This window comes from Mesorhizobium sp. M1A.T.Ca.IN.004.03.1.1 (assembly GCF_003997555.1).
In the GTDB taxonomy this organism is placed as follows: domain Bacteria; phylum Pseudomonadota; class Alphaproteobacteria; order Rhizobiales; family Rhizobiaceae; genus Mesorhizobium.
In genome coordinates this window covers 784147-800253 of the sequence record NZ_RZTV01000001.1, presented here as the reverse complement: position 1 = coordinate 800253, position 16107 = coordinate 784147, and the positions used below count along the sequence as shown (strand labels likewise).

At 63.5% G+C, this 16107-nt stretch carries 18 protein-coding genes; 7 read left to right on the top strand and 11 right to left on the bottom strand.

Going from position 1 to position 16107, the window contains the following annotated elements; genetic code table 11:
* Window positions 1-106: 106 nt before the first annotated feature.
* The gene (locus EOD29_RS03820) at window positions 107-1150 is read left to right on the top strand and encodes a CapA family protein (RefSeq protein ID WP_127245957.1); all 1044 of its coding nucleotides are present in this window, start codon (window positions 107-109) and stop codon (window positions 1148-1150) included.
* Window positions 1151-1225: 75 nt separating this feature from the next.
* Here EOD29_RS03820 and EOD29_RS03815 read toward each other — a convergent pair whose 3' ends face one another.
* Window positions 1226-1750, bottom strand: coding sequence for a DUF2314 domain-containing protein (locus EOD29_RS03815; RefSeq protein ID WP_348630407.1), 525 nt, complete (start codon window positions 1748-1750; stop codon window positions 1226-1228).
* Between the two features lie 251 nt (window positions 1751-2001).
* Between EOD29_RS03815 and EOD29_RS37010 the strand changes: the two genes are divergently transcribed.
* Entirely contained in the window at window positions 2002-2316 is a 315-nt protein-coding gene (locus tag EOD29_RS37010) for a hypothetical protein (protein ID WP_245475209.1), read from the top strand.
* The gene (locus tag EOD29_RS37005; RefSeq protein ID WP_245322258.1) at window positions 2313-2489 is read left to right on the top strand and encodes a hypothetical protein; all 177 of its coding nucleotides are present in this window, start codon (window positions 2313-2315) and stop codon (window positions 2487-2489) included. Before EOD29_RS37010 ends, EOD29_RS37005 begins: the two co-directional genes overlap by 4 nt.
* Before the next feature lie 56 nt (window positions 2490-2545).
* Here the strand turns inward: EOD29_RS37005 and EOD29_RS03805 are convergent, their stop codons facing one another.
* On the bottom strand, window positions 2546-3067 hold the full coding sequence (locus tag EOD29_RS03805) for a hypothetical protein (RefSeq protein ID WP_095826559.1): 522 nt from the start codon (window positions 3065-3067) through the stop codon (window positions 2546-2548).
* Window positions 3068-3893: 826 nt separating this feature from the next.
* Here EOD29_RS03805 and EOD29_RS03800 point away from each other — a divergent pair.
* Window positions 3894-4832, top strand: a complete 939-nt coding sequence (locus EOD29_RS03800) for a diacylglycerol kinase family protein (RefSeq protein WP_127245956.1) — start codon at window positions 3894-3896, stop codon at window positions 4830-4832.
* Window positions 4833-4904: 72 nt separating this feature from the next.
* On the opposite strand, the gene EOD29_RS03795 is transcribed toward EOD29_RS03800, so the two are convergent.
* From EOD29_RS03795 to EOD29_RS03785, 3 genes are read right to left on the bottom strand one after another with little or no spacing between them, the layout of a single operon-like run.
* Window positions 4905-5828, bottom strand: a complete 924-nt coding sequence (locus EOD29_RS03795; RefSeq protein WP_127245955.1) for an NAD(P)-dependent oxidoreductase — start codon at window positions 5826-5828, stop codon at window positions 4905-4907.
* Window positions 5825-7036: a mandelate racemase/muconate lactonizing enzyme family protein gene (locus EOD29_RS03790; RefSeq protein WP_127215776.1), complete on the bottom strand. Its 1212-nt coding sequence runs from the start codon at window positions 7034-7036 to the stop codon at window positions 5825-5827. The genes EOD29_RS03795 and EOD29_RS03790 overlap by 4 nt, the downstream gene beginning before the upstream one ends.
* The gene (locus tag EOD29_RS03785) at window positions 7033-8649 is read right to left on the bottom strand and encodes a GMC family oxidoreductase N-terminal domain-containing protein (protein ID WP_127245954.1); all 1617 of its coding nucleotides are present in this window, start codon (window positions 8647-8649) and stop codon (window positions 7033-7035) included. Before EOD29_RS03785 ends, EOD29_RS03790 begins: the two co-directional genes overlap by 4 nt.
* A 187-nt stretch (window positions 8650-8836) precedes the next feature.
* On the opposite strand from EOD29_RS03785, the gene EOD29_RS03780 reads away from it, so the two are divergent.
* Window positions 8837-9232 (top strand): acyl-CoA thioesterase, encoded by a 396-nt coding sequence (locus tag EOD29_RS03780; protein ID WP_066994459.1) that lies wholly within the window; start codon window positions 8837-8839, stop codon window positions 9230-9232.
* 478 nt (window positions 9233-9710) lie between these two features.
* Here EOD29_RS03780 and EOD29_RS03770 read toward each other — a convergent pair whose 3' ends face one another.
* Window positions 9711-10079, bottom strand: coding sequence for a helix-turn-helix domain-containing protein (locus EOD29_RS03770; protein WP_127245952.1), 369 nt, complete (start codon window positions 10077-10079; stop codon window positions 9711-9713).
* Between the two features lie 92 nt (window positions 10080-10171).
* On the opposite strand from EOD29_RS03770, the gene EOD29_RS03765 reads away from it, so the two are divergent.
* Window positions 10172-10777, top strand: a complete 606-nt coding sequence (locus EOD29_RS03765) for an NADPH-dependent FMN reductase (RefSeq protein WP_067326641.1) — start codon at window positions 10172-10174, stop codon at window positions 10775-10777.
* A gap of 175 nt (window positions 10778-10952) precedes the next feature.
* Here EOD29_RS03765 and EOD29_RS03760 read toward each other — a convergent pair whose 3' ends face one another.
* The gene (locus tag EOD29_RS03760) at window positions 10953-11363 is read right to left on the bottom strand and encodes a gamma-glutamylcyclotransferase family protein (protein WP_066994922.1); all 411 of its coding nucleotides are present in this window, start codon (window positions 11361-11363) and stop codon (window positions 10953-10955) included.
* 69 nt (window positions 11364-11432) lie between these two features.
* On the opposite strand from EOD29_RS03760, the gene EOD29_RS37800 reads away from it, so the two are divergent.
* Window positions 11433-11855: a GNAT family N-acetyltransferase gene (locus tag EOD29_RS37800; protein WP_127245951.1), complete on the top strand. Its 423-nt coding sequence runs from the start codon at window positions 11433-11435 to the stop codon at window positions 11853-11855.
* Window positions 11856-11891: 36 nt separating this feature from the next.
* Here the strand turns inward: EOD29_RS37800 and EOD29_RS03750 are convergent, their stop codons facing one another.
* The 4 genes from EOD29_RS03750 to EOD29_RS03735 all read right to left on the bottom strand — a co-directional run bounded on the left by EOD29_RS03750 (window position 11892) and on the right by EOD29_RS03735 (window position 16052).
* A complete protein-coding gene (locus EOD29_RS03750; protein ID WP_067326646.1) occupies window positions 11892-13205 on the bottom strand; it encodes a hemolysin family protein in 1314 nt (437 codons plus the stop codon).
* A gap of 94 nt (window positions 13206-13299) precedes the next feature.
* On the bottom strand, window positions 13300-14007 hold the full coding sequence (locus tag EOD29_RS03745) for an LssY C-terminal domain-containing protein (RefSeq protein ID WP_127245950.1): 708 nt from the start codon (window positions 14005-14007) through the stop codon (window positions 13300-13302).
* Between the two features lie 72 nt (window positions 14008-14079).
* Window positions 14080-14832, bottom strand: coding sequence for an extensin family protein (locus EOD29_RS03740; RefSeq protein WP_245475233.1), 753 nt, complete (start codon window positions 14830-14832; stop codon window positions 14080-14082).
* A 185-nt stretch (window positions 14833-15017) separates the two neighbouring features.
* Window positions 15018-16052: an extensin family protein gene (locus tag EOD29_RS03735; protein WP_127246143.1), complete on the bottom strand. Its 1035-nt coding sequence runs from the start codon at window positions 16050-16052 to the stop codon at window positions 15018-15020.
* Window positions 16053-16107: the final 55 nt, after the last annotated feature.

Genomic DNA, 16107 nt, shown 5'->3' with positions numbered 1-16107 from the left:
CGTCCCAATCCCGCCAGCCACAATACACGGATTTGCGGCGCTTCGCCTGCTGCTTTCTCCTGGCGCGAAGACGGTCTACACACGATGGCAAACGGTTGGGCATCGCGTGTCGAATTATCCGCTTTCCTACAAATTGTCGTGGCTGCCGCGTTTTCTGAAGCCGTCGCTAGGCGGCGACAGAAACGGTTTCGCGGCGGCAGCAGCGACGCTGATGGTGCCGACGCCAACGCAAACTGTGCGGCTTGCTTTCATCGGCGACCTGTCGGCGGTCGCCAATCGCCGGGTGCCGGAATGCGACCCTGCGATCGCGGCGCTGCTCGCTTCGGCCGATCTCGTGGTCGGCAATTGCGAAAGCCCGATCGTCGAGCGGCCGAGCGCGGTGGCGGGCACGCGGCTTGGCACGCATCACGCGATGAGCGAACGCTTCCTGGCGGATGCGCTGGCAGACGTCGGCATTGTCCGTGACAGGCTCGTGCTGTCGCTCGCCAACAATCATATCCTCGACCAGGGCGTTGCCGGCTTCGACGAGACGGTCGCGGCGCTGAAGCGGCTCGGCATCCGCACCATCGGCACCGCGGCCGGCGGCCCGGTCCAACACCAGGCCGCCGGGCCGCTGACGATCGGCTTCGCCGCGTTCACGCTTTGGCGCAACGCTGACGAGGCCGAATTTCGGGCGCGGATTTCCATGGCGGGCGATCCGGCCGAATGGCCGCTCGGGATCCTCGCGAACATCGACTTGCTCTGCGCGGTGCCGCATTGGGACTGGGAGTTCCGGCATTTTCCGAGACCGGCGACGCGGGCGCTGGCGCGGCGGCTGGCGGGTTACGGCGTGCGGCTGATCGCCGGCCACCACGCCCATGTCGTGCAGCCGCTCGAGCGCATCGACGATGCGATCGTGGCCTACGGTCTCGGCGACTTCCTCGGCACGGCTTTTGCCAGGCAGCCATGGCCCGGCCGCATCGGTTCGATCCTGGTCGTCGACGTCCGCACGGACGCAGCCGCGCGAGGCAAGATTGCCGCTTACAAACTGCATTTCTTCATGCGCCTCGCCAAAGGCAGCCATGAGCGGCTGGTGCCGGTGGAGGCGCTGGAGGAGGGATTGTTGAAGCGGAAGGTTACCGAACGCCTAAGCGCGATCTTTTCCGGCTGACAGCCGACTTCTGACCCGGACCGACTGGCCGCGGCGAGCTTGCCGCAAAGGCAGCTGTAATGCCTTGGATGCAGTTCAGCAGTCGAAGCCGTATTGGGTGCGCATGTAATCCGCTTCTTCCTTGGACATTTTCTTGAACATCACGCAGACGGTGAAGCTGCCGACCTGATGGCCGTCCCTGGTGTATCCCCAGTCGGAGATATCGTCCTTGGAGAATTCGATGTTCTGGCCGAATACCACGTTGCGGACGAGTTTAGGCTCGTTCGCCAATATGCCGACAAAGCCGGTGGCGGTCCGCTTGAAGGGGATGACCCAGAAATGCTCTGTCGCATGTCCGTCGACCACCATGACCTTCAGCTTGAACCTGCCGGTTCCCGGCGGCGGCGCGTCGGACAAAGCCAGGAAGTCGTCCAGGCTGGATCGTGCCTTTGCAATCGCCGCCGCCATTTGGGCATCGTCCGGGGCTACCATCACCGTTTTGTCGTCACCCTGATCGGTGTCCTGCGCTCGAAGAGGCAAGGGCGCGAGTGCCAGTAACAAGCTTAGTGTGGCGCGAACGGCAAAGGTCATGAAGCCCCCCAACTCCAGGTAGGCGCTCATCTTCCCGCATCGTGCCGGCATTATCAATCAGGCACTGCATTGTTCCGGCGCGCCAGCGGCGGCCTTCGTCTGCAGCGTTCCGGTACCCCTATGGTTTTTGCGGGGTGGTCAGTCTATCCGTCACGAGCGGATGGTAACGGGAACGGAAGCGCTCTCGGTCGTCAAAGAGTCGAAAGCGCCGAGCGCCGGAGAGGACAGGACATGCGAATGAAACTTGGTGCCACGGCGATGATCCCGGCGAGGATGCAGACGTGACCTTGCCCGGCGGTAAGAGGGCCAGGGTGCGGCTCAACCGCAACGACTTCGACACCTTCTCCGGCGGCAGGTTTTCCTTTGTTCATCCGAGCAGCATTTCCGTCAGCAAGACGGATCTCGGCGAGAGCATCACCCAATACCTCGCTGCCTCGGCCCTCGGCACCGTCGTCGTGGTGCAGGAATACGGCAAGATGAATCCGGTGTCGCTCAATCAGCTGATGCTGCAGGAGATGACCAAGGAGTCGGTTCAGGCGGGCGGCACGCTGATACAGGAGCCGACGACCCGCAAGTCGCCGACGGCAAGCAGTTGACCGGCATCAAAGCCACGGTGAAGACGCGTACCGACAAGGCCGATTTCGAGATCGTCGGCTTCGGTCTTGCCGATCAGGGGCTGCTGTTCATCACGCGCATCGGCGATCAGGACACCGCAACCGAGCAACCGATGATCGACAAATTCTGGCAGACGCTGAAGGTCAAACTGTAAGGCGCGCTGATATTCAAGTGCCTGGAATACCGGTTTCGTGCGCTTCCGGTGCTGGATTACAGCCCGCTCGGCACCAGTCCCGCCAGCCAGTTCGCCGATCGCTTTGCCATGTCCACCGTCGCGTTGGCCGCGCGGCCGAGATCGGTCTTGACCACGGCATAACCAGCCTTGGTGCGATAGAGCACGGCGCTGCCGCCGTCGACCGCGGCCTCGAAGGCAACAGGCCGCGCGGCTTCCGTCTCGCTCGCCGTCACCGTCGTGCCGACCGGGACGCTCGGCCGACGGCTGAGCTCGGGCGGCAATGGGGCAATGGGTTCGACGACGCGGTTCGGCGGCCTCAGCTCCGGCCTTGACGCTTTGGCTGCGAGCTCCGAAGTCGATGCCGACCCTTTGGTGCGGCAGATGCCGGAAACCAGCGGATAATTGAAATTGCGTTGATGCAGCATCTGGCTCTTCATCGCCGCTTCGCAGTCGGCAATCGTCGCCCATTTGGCGGGAGTCTCGCCGATATACTCGCAGAGCTTGGCGTCGCAGTCGCAGCCGACAATGGTCATGGCGACAAGGGCGGTCTTAATCACGGTCTTGTCCTTTTGAACTCGTTCCCAGGCGATCAATCGCCGGGGAACAAGGCGGGATTTGGCCGCGATTGTGAATTCAGCGTGTCGGCGCGTTGCTTGGCCTGCGACTGTGGCGGGGAAGCATCAGTGGCAGATGCTGGGGCGGTGCCGGACGCTGGGAAAGGGCCGGTGAAGGGGCAGCCCAAAAGAAGTCGGCGCTGGGATTGCTCCCAGCGCCTCCCTGTCAGATCAGGAACCGGTTACGGCAGCAACTTCCGTAAAGTCGTCGCGCCAGGCCGGCCTTGATTTTGACGGTCCTGCCAGTCGCCACCCGAAGGCAGCGTCCGTTCCAGACCACGCCGATCTCCACCCTTGCAGGCTTTGCCGGCGCACCATCGAAGGTTTCACCCGCCTTCATGGCAGCATCGGTCCGCCGTCGGCGTTCGCACGCTTTCCGCGGCACCCGTAGGTCTCGGCATCCGTCCCTCCAGCAGGCGAACCTGCTCTCGTTCTGGGCCGTACGGGCCTCAGGAAATCCGCCTTGCGCTTCTGCCTTTCGGCCGGGGCGTTCGGTAGCCGCCTGAGATGGGTTCAATGTATGCCGGGTAAGGAATTTGCGGAATAGACGCGGACCTGTGGATAGCGGGATTATCGGGGACCGATGCGACAAGTCTCGGAATTTGCGGGCCGAACGCCTTAGACAGCCTGTCCCCATTTTCCGCGGTCCTTTCGACGATGAGCCTTGCCCCGCCAGTCGGCCCGCGTTTGAATGCCGGCAAAGTGCTGTGGCGCTGCATCAGCCGAGTCGCCTTGCGCTTCCACGCAATATGCCTCGGGGGAGATCAGGTTGAAGGTCGGGGTGGTTCTCAATCCGATAGCGGGAGGGGGCAAGCTCAAGCGGCATTGGTCCGAAGCCGCCGCATCGCTCAAGAGGCATTTCGGCGATTTCGAGCTGCGCGAGACGCAGACCAGCGGCGACGCCGAGCGATTGGCAATCGACCTCGCGGCCAGCGGGTGCGATCTGGTGATCGCGGCCGGCGGCGACGGCACCGCCAGCGAGGTGGCGGACGGGCTGCTGCAGGCAGAGCATGAGACCGGCCGGACCAGCGCGCTCGGCCTTTTGCCCTGCGGCACCGGTATCGATTTCGCCAGAGGGCTCGGCCTGCCCGACGAAATCGAGGAAGCACTGACGCGTATCGCCGGCGCCGGCGCGCGCAAGGTCGATGCCGGCCGCGTCTGCTACATCGACGACCACGGCGCGCTCGCCAGCCGTCACTTCATCAACATCGCCAGCCTCGGCCTCTCCGGCGCCACCGATCGCGCGGTCAATGCGGACAAGCGCAAGGGCAGGGTCTCGGCCAAAGCGCTTTTCTTCTGGCGCACAGTGCTGGAATTCATCCGCTATCGCTTCCAGGAGGTCAGGATCACCATAGACGACGGCGAGCCGGTCGAGGCGCGCATGGCGCTGGTGGCGGTAGCCAACGGGAAATTCTTCGGTGGCGGCATGATGATTGCGCCGGACGCCGATCTGTCCGACGGCCAGTTCGATGTCGTCATCCTGCGCGCCGCCGGCAAGCTTGGGCTGATCCGCGACATCCGTCTCCTCTATGGCGGGCGCCACCGCAACCATCCGGCGATCACCATCCTGCGCGGTCGCAAGGTGCTGGTCGAACCGCTAGGCGACGTTGAGAAGAACGGAGCGCTAGTCGACATAGACGGCGAGTCGCCAGGTCGGATTCCGGCAACTTTCGAGATATTGCCCGGCGCATTGACGCTCAGGTGTTGAATCACCTGCCTGAAGGTTTGATTCCGCCGGTGTGATTAGGCGATTGAAATAGCTGGCTAAAGTTTTGGCGGATTACAGTTCGAGCTTGGCCGGGAAGCCTGGCGCGCGAAGCTCCGTGCCGACCGCATCCTCCAGAAGCTTGACGATCTGGGTCGACCAGGCGCCACCGCCATACTTCTGCCTGCCGACCTCGAAAATCTGGTTGACGAGTGGTGCCAGTTGCAGCGGCACGCGAAAATCCCTGGCCATGCACAACGCGAAACCGAGATCCTTCAAAGCCAGGTCCATGGTGAAGCCGATGTCGTAGGAGCCGTTCAGGATGAGCTGGCTTTCGGTCTCGTGGACGAAGCTGTTGCCGGAAGAGGCGACGATGGCGTGATAGGCCTGGGCGAGGTCGAGCCCGCCCTGGTCGGCGAGCATCAATGCCTCGCCGGCGGCGACCAGATGGATGAAGGACAGCATGTTGGTGATGACCTTGATCACCGCCCCCGAGCCGACCGGTCCCATCAGGAACGATTTGGCGCACATTGCCTGGATCGCCGGCCGGTGGCGCTCGTAGAGCGCGGCGTCCCCTCCTACCAGCGCGGTGATCTTTCCTGCCGCCGCCAAGTGCACGCCGCCGGTGACCGGACATTCCAGCGTCTCGACACCTTTCGCCGAAGCAAGTGCGGCCAGCCGCAGGATCTCGTCGCGGCCATTGGTCGACATTTCGATCCAGGTGCCGCCGGCGGCCAGGCCGTCCAGCAATCCGTCAGAACCGGCGAGCACAGCTTCGCTCACTTTCGGCGAGGGCAGGCAGGTGATCGCATTGCCGGCGCGGGTCGCGGCATCCGCCGGGCTCGCCGCCGCCGTTGCGCCGAGCGCGACCAAACGCGCAACCGCCGCTGGGTCACGGTCGAAAACGGCAACAGCGAAGCCGTGGCGCAGCAGGCCGGCGGCAAGGTTGCCGCCGAGATGACCAAGGCCGATGAAGGCGTAGGCGAGGCGCGCCGTCACGGCATCAGCGGCGTCTGCATCATCTGCAGATGCAGGTCTTTGCCGCTATAGGGGTGCGCCTCGCAGACTTCCTCGTTGAGCTCGACACCGAGGCCTGGCTCCTTCGACGGGATGACGTTCCCATCCTGCCATTCGATCTTCTTCTTGAGCAGCGTGGCGTGAAAACCGTCCCACTGCTTCAACGATTCCAGGATGAGGAAGTTGGGCAGAGTCACCGCAAGCTGGATGTTGGCGGCGCCGACGATCGGCCCGCAATAGCAATGCGGCGCCACCTGGATGTGGTAGGCCTCGGCCATGGCGGCGATCTTCTTGGTTTCGAGAATGCCGCCGGAGCGGCCGAGATCCGGCTGCAGGATGGTCGCGGCGCGGTTCTCGATGACGCGCGCGAATTCGAATTTTGTCGTCAGCCGCTCGCCGGTGGCGATAGGAATCGAGGTGCCGCGAGCGACCTGCGCCATCACCTCGGGCATGTCCGGCGGCACCGGCTCCTCGAACCACAGCGGATCGTACGGCTCGATTGCACGGGCCATACGAAGCGCACCGGAGGCGGTGAACTGGCCATGGGTTCCGAACAGGATGTCCGCCCTGGTGCCTACCGCCTCGCGGATCGCCTTGATCATGCGCGCCGAGAGGTCGATGTCGATCAGGCGCGGCTGATGGCCGTCATAGGCCGTGTAAGGCCCGGCCGGGTCGAGCTTGACGGCGTTAAATCCCTGCTCGACATATTCCAGAGCGCAGGCCGCGGCCATGTCGGGATCGTTGTAGACGTTCTGGCCGCGGGCGTCTTCCGAATGGACGCTGCCGGTGTGCGGATAGAGATAGGTGTAGGAGCGCAGCGTCTCGTGCACCTGGCCGCCGAGCAGCTTGTAGGCCGGCTTGCCGGCCTCCTTGCCGATGATGTCCCAGCAGGCCATTTCGAGTGCCGAAAAGCACCCCATCCCGGAAACGTCGGGACGCTGGGTGAAGCCAGAGGAATAGACGCGGCGGAAGAGGTTCTCGATATCGTGCGGATCGCGGCCGATGAGGTAGCGCTCGGCCATATCCTCGATCATCTTGGCAGTGACATGCGCCGAGAAGGTGGCGTTGTAGGCCTCGCCATAGCCGACCACGCCGCCATCGGTGGTGAGCTTGACGAAGATGAAATACTTGCCGCCGATGCCGGGCGGCGGGTTGCCGACAACCCAGGTCTTGACGTCGGTGACTTTCATTTCTGATCCTCCAGAACCCGCTCGGCGCCTTTCCATCCGGTGAGGATTGCGGCGGCGTTGGTGTTGCCCGTGATGTTGTCGGGAAAGATCGATGCGTCGATCACACGCAAGCCCTCGAGCCCATGCACCCGAAGCCGGGGATCGACGACGGCGCGCGAAGCGTCCGGACCCATGCGACAGGTCGAGACGGGATGGTAGACGGTGCCCGAGCGCTTCCTGAAATCCTGAATCAGATCGGCATCGGAAGTAATTGACGGACCAGGCAAAACTTCTTCCTCGATGATCTCGGCCATCGCCGGCATCGAGGCGATCTTGCGCACGAACTTCACCGCCGCCAGCATCTCGTCGACATCGGCGTTGGTCGAATAGGCGTTCGCCGTGATCTTCGGATAGTCGCGCGGATCCTTCGAGCGGATCATGATCTCGCCGCGACTCGACGGCCGGCAATTGGAAAGGCCGATGGAGAAGCCCGGCCACGGATCGGGCGTCAGGATCGGGCGCTCGCCGCTCTTGGGGATGACGGTCGAGAAGGCCTGGAAATAGAGCTGCATGTTCGGCCGCGCCATCGACGGGTCGGTGCGGAAGAAGCCGCCGGCATTGTTCATCGACAACGACAGCGGACCGGAACGCAGCAGGATGTACTGCATGCCCACCAGCAGCTTGCCCCACCATGGCCGCAGGATCTGGTTCAGCGTCGGCAGCTTGCCCTTGAAGGTGTAGTTGATGCCGACATGGTCTTGCAGGTTGGCCCCGACATTGTCGTTGGCGTGGACGACCGGGATGCCGAGATCGCCGAGCAGCGCCGACGGGCCCACACCGGAGAGCTGCAGCAGTTGCGGCGAGTTGACCGAGCCGCCGGAGAGGATCACCTCGCGGCCCGCGCGAACCCTCTTGGTTTCGCCGTTTTGCTGGTACTCGACGCCGACGGCGCGCTTGCCCTCGAACAGGATTTTCGTCGCCAGCGCGTTGGTCTCGACGCGCACATTGTTGCGCTTCATCGCCGGGCGCAGGAAGGCGCGGGCGGCGGACATGCGGCGGCCGTTCCTGGTGGTGATCTGGTAGACGCCGACGCCCTCCTGGGAGGCGCCGTTAAAATCCGGATTTAACGGCAGTCCGGCCTGCTGGGCGGCCGCCAGATAGCGCTTGGTCAGCGGATGCACCGCATTCGAGCAATCGGTGATGTGCAAGGGGCCGCCGACCCCGCGCCATTGGTCGGCGCCGGCCTCGTTGTCCTCCAACGCTTTGAAAGCGGGGAGCAGGTCGTCATAGCTCCAGCCCGCATTGCCGGCGGCGGCCCAGGCATCGAAGTCCTCGCGCGCGCCGCGAATGAAGACCATGGCGTTGATCGAGCTCGAGCCGCCGAGCAGCTTGCCGCGCGGCCAGTGGTCGGCATTGTTGCCGAGGCCGGGATCGGGATCGGCCTTGTAGTTCCAGTTGACGGCCGGATCGAAGAAGGTCTTCCCGTAGCCGAGCGGCATCTGGACATAGAAACGGCGGTCGGTTCCGCCTGCCTCCAGCACCAGTACCGAAAAGCGGCCGGAAGCCGAGAGCCTTTCCGCGACCACCGAACCGGCCGAGCCGGAGCCGACGATAATGAAATGATAAGTCTGCATGATGCGCGGGCGGGCTCCGAGATCCGGGCTTAGCCTAGACATTGCCGGCTCACGTCGTCGCCGGGGCTTCCGGCATGGCTTGTGAAAAAAGCGACCGAGCCGCGACGCGTCCTTCGCCTTCAGCAAAGCTTGCGACATCGCGATGGCATTGGTACGGCTTCAGGAAGCAGCGGCTGGAGGACCCCTCATGGTGCACTACGCGGACGGCAAGCCGCTCGGCGACCTGACATTGAGGACGCTCGCCATGCCGTCGGATGCCAATGCCGCCGGCGACATATTTGGCGGCTGGGTGATGGCGCAGATGGACCTGGCCTGCGGCATCCGCGCGGCCGAACGGGCCAAGGGCCGTGTGGTGACGGCGGCGGTCAAGGAGATGTCCTTCGCCAAGCCGATGAAGATCGGCGACACGCTCTGCATCTACACCCATGTCGAGCGCGTCGGCCGCACCTCGATGACGCTCAAGGTTGAGGCCTGGGCGCAGCGTTATCTCGCCGACCTGATGGAGAAGGTCACCCATGCCGATTTCGTCATGGTGGCGCTCGACGGCGACGGCAAGCCGAAGCCGGTCCCAGCCGAAAGCTGACGGCGAACGATTCCCCGGACAGGCAAATTTGTAACAACTCTTGCGCGGGACGTGCGTCCGACGACAACCGATGGCTGCTTCCGCACCCGACGGTGCGTGCCGCTGGAGGAAAGACAATGCGTCAACACATGCTGAACGGCTGGCTCGTGGCAGCCCTTCTCGCACTCACCTGCCTGCTCGGCATAACTGCCTATGTAGAAGTGAAAAAAGAGCTCCTGCGCACAGTGTGGATGCATGGCCTCGGGGCGGAGCAGAGTCAGGAAGCGATGTGCGCAGTCTGCTCCTTGGCACCCCGTGGCAGTACCACGTCAAAAGCCTGAGTGCTCCTCTCAGGCGCGACCAAAGCCGTCAGGGTCGGGCGGGCATCAAGGTTGATGTGCCCTCGAATACGACAAGTCAAAAAGACACAACTGCAGACTCCTTGCGCAGTCAGCAACGCTGCGGAGCGATGCTCGCAACACGTTGCGCTTCAAGGCCTTCAGGGATGCTCGCCATCGAATTTCCTGCGCGCCGCGCGTACTCGATTGGTATTCTTTCGTGCCCATTCGCCGAGCGCGCCAACCGGCACCAGCAACTCGTGGCCGAGCTCGGTCAGCTCGTAATCGACGCGCGGCGGAATGGTCGGAAAAACCTTGCGCGTGACAAAGCCGTCCCGCTCCAGGCCGCGCAAGGTGATGGTCAGCATTTTCTGTGAGATGCCGCCGACGGCCGTGCGCAATTCATTGAAGCGCATCGGTCCGCCGCCCAGCTTGCCGACCACCAAAACGGTCCATTTGTCGCCGACCCGTTGCAGGATTTCCGATACGGCCCGGCAGTCCTCAGTGTTGTACGGGTGCCTCGGTAACAAAAATGTGCCTCCTTGCGCGCCACTTTGTCAGTATCACATATAGCGCCGGTATCCAAACGATACCGAAATTCCCCCGCAAGGAGAGCCCGCTTATGTCCAAACCCAAAATCGCCATTGTCGTCGGTTCGACGCGCGCCGCCCGCTTCGCCGACGTCCCGACGCAGTGGATCGCCAAGATTGCCAAGACGCATGCCGATATCGACGTCGAAGTCGTTGATTTGCGCGACTGGCCGCTGCCGTTCTTCGATGAGGTCGCATCCTCCGCCTGGGCGCCGTCGCAGAACGAGGTGGCGCAGCGCTGGCAGAAGAAGGTCGCCGAGTTCGACGGCTTCATCTTCACCGCGGCTGAATACAATCACGCGCCGACCGCCGTCTTGAAGAACGCCATCGATTACGCCGCCAATGAATGGAACAAGAAGCCGGCTGGTTTCGTCGGCTATGGCAGCGTCGGCGGCGCGCGCGCCGTCGAGCAGCTTCGCCTGATCGCCGTCGAGCTGCAAATGGCGCCGGTCAAGTCGGCAGTGCACATCGCCTGGGGCGATTTCCTTGCGGTCCGCCAGGGCGACAAGAAGCTGGAAGAGATCGAACATCTGAACCAGGCGGCGGCGGCGCTCATCAATGACGTTGCCTGGTGGGCGAAGGTGCTGAAGGCGGCGCGCGCCGCCGACGCGATCGCCAGTGAAGCCCAGGCGGCTTAAGCCGCTTCATCCTCCCAAAATACCATCTAAGGGCGGCGCTTGCGCCGCCCCTTTTATTTGCGGAAGCCTCGGTCGTTCGACAGAGGATCGCTCAAGGATTTCGCTCTGCTGCCGCTTTTATGTCAGACATACTGGAGAAAGTCGGATTTCAATTGGGCATCCTTCGGGCGCAACCTTAGGCGTTCGCGTGAAGTTTGAAACGCCGATCGTCGTAGAAATCCAGATATCCCGAATGGACGGGATCCGCGAGACGGCGGGATTTCATGTAAGCCTGCGCCAGGACATGCGGACCGCCTTCAATGGGCTCAACCTCGATCGGGACGCGCAGGTTGCCGGGCTTGCCAACGGATTCGATCCGGTCAAGCCCGGCCAGGGCGCGGTCGTCGACCGCGTAGAGCTCGCCCCTGACGTGGAAGCCGAGACCCGGTTCATTGAACATCATCGGAGCGAAGCGAGGTCCGGCAATCAGCATCGGGAAACGCTCACGGGTCCTGCAGGCACCGATGCACGCGGCCCCGGACAAACCCGCCTTGTGAAGAGGAAACCCTCTCTTCAAGGTTCCGAACACGAAGAGGTTGACGAGCATTCTCCGGAACGCCGGCCGAAGCTGGAAGTTCATCCGTTTTCGCCATGTTCAGGGCAGGCGCAAATCCGCATGACTCAAGAATTCCCAATCATCCTGTCGACGGACGAAGCCGCGAAAGCCGAGGCCGCCGCGGCGCTCTACCGCTATAACGTCGCCATCACAGGGACGGACGACCGCATTCCCATAGGTGCCATATTGTGTGATGGCTCGGGCAAAGCTTTAGGCGGCCTATGGGGAAGGACCGAACTCGGTCTTCTGTTCTTGGACATGTTTTTCGTGCCCGCGCATTTACGCGGTCTGTCTTACGGCGCCCGGTTGCTTGCCGCCGTCGAAGAAGAGGCAAAGGCGCGGGGCTGCAGACGCGCCGTCGTGGAGACAAGCAGCTTTCAGGCGCCTGGATTCTACATCCGCCACGGTTATGTGGAATTCGGCCGCGTTCCGTTCGGGTTCGATGGGCAGGCCCGCGTCTTTCTTCGCAAGGAACTGGCCTGAATGGATGTTGGGAAAACCCGGCAGACCCCAAGCTCGCTATCGGCGCGCCATCGGACGGTGGCCGTCGGGCAGGCGGGTGGCGATCAGCTTGTCGATACGCCGGCCGTCGAGGTCGACCACCTCGAAGCGCCAGCCTTGCGCGTCCACGCATTCGCCGGTAGCGGGAAGGTGGTGCAGATGTGACAGCACATAGCCGGCCACCGTCTCGTAGTCGCGGTTCTCCGGCAAGTCGATGCCCAGCACCTCGGCCATCTCGTCGGCCTGCATGTAGCCGGCGAGCAGCCATGAGCCGTCCTCGCGTTTGACCGCGTTCTCTTCCTCGCCCGCATCGAGGTCCGAGCGGAAGACGCCGGTGATCGCTTCCAGGATGTCGGCCGGCGTGACGATGCCTTCGAAATGGCCGTATTCGTCATGGACGAGCGCCATGGGGACGTCCGATTCCCGCAGCCTTTGCAGCACGTCGAGCGCGTCGGCCTGATCATGGACGATTGGCGCGGTGCGCACATGCTGGCGCGGATCCAACACCCTGCCGGCAAGAAGGGCGGCCAGCACGTCGCGCGTCTGGATGACCCCTATCATGGCATCGACATTGCCGTCGCCCGCAGGCAGGCGCGAATGCTGGCTCTCCATCAGAAGCCGCTTGATGGCCGCCTCGTCGGATTGCAGGTTGATCCAGTCGACCTCGGTGCGCGGCGTCATCACGGCGCGCACGGCGCGGTCGCCAAGGCGCATGACGCCGGCGATCATGCGGCGCTCGTCGGATTCGATGGTGCCGTGATGCTCGGCCTCGGCGACCAGCATCTTGATCTCCTCGTCCGTGACCTTCTCTTCCGCCTCGCCGGCCTGGCCGAGCAACCACAAAACCGCGCGGCCGGAAATGTCGAGCAGAAAGACGAGCGGCGCCGATACCTTGGCGAGAATGGTCATCGCCGGCGCAGCGCGGACTGCGACGCGCTCAGGATCCCTGAGCGCGATCTGCTTCGGCACGAGCTCGCCGACGATCAGCGAGGCGTAGGTGATGACCGCGACGACAATGCCGACGCCGATGGGGTCGGCGATGTTCTCGCGGATGCCGGTCGAGGCCAAGTATTGAGCCAGTCGCTCGCCGAGCGTGGCACCGGAAAAGGCGCCGGAAAGGACGCCGACCAGGGTGATTCCGATCTGCACCGAGGACAGAAACTTGCCGGGGTTGGAGCCGAGGGCCAGCGCGCGGCCGGCACCCCTGACATTGCGGTCGATCATCGCCTTGAGGCGGGCCGGGCGCGACGAGACGATAGCCAGCTCCGACATGGCCAAAAGGCCGTTCACCAGGATGAGGGCGGCCACAACGGCGATTTCGAGGTATAGCATGCGGCGTCAATAGCATTGCTGCGGTGCATTCGAAAATAGCGGGTTGGGCGTTTTTCGAATTGCGCGGTTTGCCGCTTCGAGAATGCCGGATGCGCTAAGGCAATTGCTTCAACACGCCAACCACCGCCATACCGTCGGTGAAATAGGGATCGCCGCCGCCGTTCCTGCCGTTTTTCGTCGCGCCGATCCCCGGGATCTCGCTGGTCGATGTCAGCATGCCTGCGGTGCTGAGGTCGCCGATCAGGAAGTTGCGCTCGGCATCGATGTCCGCGCCGATATGGTGAGTGATGGCACCGGTGTCGTGGCTCAAGCCGACGCCGCGGTCGAAGCTGGCGGCACCCAGCCAGAGCGGGCGGCCGTCATCGCCGACGGTATTTGTCTGCCAGAAGCGGACGTGGTGGCGCCGGTCGGCGCTGTCGCCGACGGGCTTTTCGAAAGCGAGGTCCTGGGCGCGGCCTTCAAACAGCAGGCGGCTGATCGGCGCATCGGGATAGGGTCGGGAGAATAAGACGCTCTCGCCGATGTCGATCGCTGTCCTGAGCGTGACGGCGTCGGCCGTGTCCCAGCCGGCCACGGCAAAGGCGTGGACCACCTCCTTCTCGGTGCCGATAAGTCCGACATTGATCGGGTCGCCGGGAATGCCCTGCGGCGTATGCGTCACCATCTCGAAGCGCTGCGTGCGGAAGCCGCGCTCCCGCCACGTCCAGAATTCCGGCGCAGCAAGGTAGGCAAAGCTAAGATAGAAAGCACAGAAAGCCACCAGCCAGATCGCCGCGCGTCGCCAAAGGCTTCGCTCACCCACGAGAGACCACTCCCAAGCCTGTGCCCGGCCCACTCTATGCGGTGTTGGGCCGGTTGGGCAGTAGGCCGAAGGTCAGCGGCAGGCGCGGTAGCCGTTCCTGCGATTCTTGACGTCGAAGTGAAAGTGGTTGCGGTGGTCGTAATTGTAGCCCGGGCCGAGGACCGTGTTGAAATATTGGCAGCCGTCGGCGCGAACATTGTTGAGGAAGCCGCGGGTGCGGAACGCAAACAGGCCAGGCTTGCGAACGTCGATGTCGTTGCCATTGTTGAGCTCGATGCTCATGACGTCGAGCGCATTGCCCTTGCCGTGCTCCGACAAGACGCCCTCGCCGGCGATCTTGCGGCAGGAATAGCTCGAGCCCTGGTGGATCGCCTTGACGCCGGAGAAATAGCGCCAGCGGGCTGCCGGCACGAGCTCGTTCCTGGTCCAGGCGGCGAAGGTCGCGGCCATGTTGCAGGTCAGTGTCGCTGCCGGTTTCATCTCGACGCTGCCGATGGCTGAAACTTTCACCGGGAAGTCGATGCCGCACTGGCCTTCGTGGATAGGCTGGATGTCCTGGTAAACGACGCCAAGCCGTTTCAGTTCATTGCGGCAGTCGATCTCGCCAGCCGGCATCTGCTCGGGCGAAGACAAGGGCTCATCCATGCGCGGATAGGCTGCCTGGGTCAGGTAGGGATCGGACGGAACAAGCCTCTGCATGCCGGAATATTGCGGAGCCTCGGGCATGGCGGAGGTCTGGCTGCCGACGTCGACGGCCGGCTGCAGCGAAAAGACATCGCCGGTGGTGCAGGCCGAGACCGCTGTGATTGCGAGCCCCGTTGTCATTCTGACGGCAACGGAGCGCGCACGAGTGCTTAGTCGCGCCAAGGCGAGGCTGGCGCCAAATATTGCGGCCATCGAAAGGCATCCTGTCCCCGGATGGCACAAGTCTAGTCGGCAAGAGTAAAGGAAAGATCAGCGCCGGCATTCACGCCTGGGGCCGAATTGCGGCATCTGTTCTTCGCACCCACTCATTGGCAGAACGTTCCGCCATTCCGTCTCGGTTCGAGGTCGAAGTGGAAGTGCAGCGCATGGTCCGGATCGCTGCCTGGGCCGAGCACCGTCTTGAACGGCCCGCAGGCGGCCTTGCGGATCGTGTTCAGGAAGTTTGCATCTTTTTCGGGCGGCACCGGGCCGACCTCGATCGTCCTGCCGTCGGAGAGTGTGAAGGACGCGATGTCCAGCGCATTGCCGAAGGCGTGCTCCGAAAGCTTTCCACCACCGTTGCGCGGGCGGCAAACAAAGGCGGAGGCCTGGCCGATCGATTTGAGATCGGCGCCAAATTCGGCCTTCGCGGCGGGTTGGATGACTTCGACGGCAAATCGTGCCGCAGCCTCCGCCATTTGGCAGTTGAGTTCGGCTCCGGCGCCTATACTGATCGATTTTCCTAATGTTTTCATGACGATGGGATAGGGAATGGAGCAGCCGATCTCGGCGTCGTGCTCGGCCTTGTGCTCCTCGAATTCGACGCCGAGCGTCTTGAGGCGCTCACGGCAGGCAACCTCCTCCGCCGGCATCTTGTCGGCTGGCAGCTCAGCGGAGCGCGGATCGGGCAGTATTTTGTTGTCGTGGGTATCAGCCGGCTTTTCAGGTGGCTTCGGTGCGGCAGCGGGCGGCTTCGGTTCCGCGATGTCGGGTCGTTGCGTCGGAATCGGCACCGCAGACGGCGCCTCAGGTTCGCCTTCCGTGTCGGTTGACGGCTCGGTGGCCGAAGGCTCGGGATGCTGCCGCTTTCCCTCACGAGACTTTTCCTGATTGATCGGGTCAGATGCGTCAGCGTCCTTTGGACCGGCAGCCTTCTGCTCTTCCATCGTTGCGGTGTCGGCCTTTTGCGCTTCCGCGGGCCGTGGTTCTGGCACGGGAGCATCGGCGGGCAAGGTCGGCTGGTCCTGCATTTGCTGTTGCGCCAGCTTTGGCGCGACATGCTGCTTGCCGCGCGATCTCACGCGATGCTTGATCCTCGGCCGCAGTGGCTGATCGGCCCGCTGCGTCAACGGCTGCTCCATGCGCGGTGTCAGCGGCTGCCTGTGACGATGCTTGGCATCGGCCGGCGTGACCAGC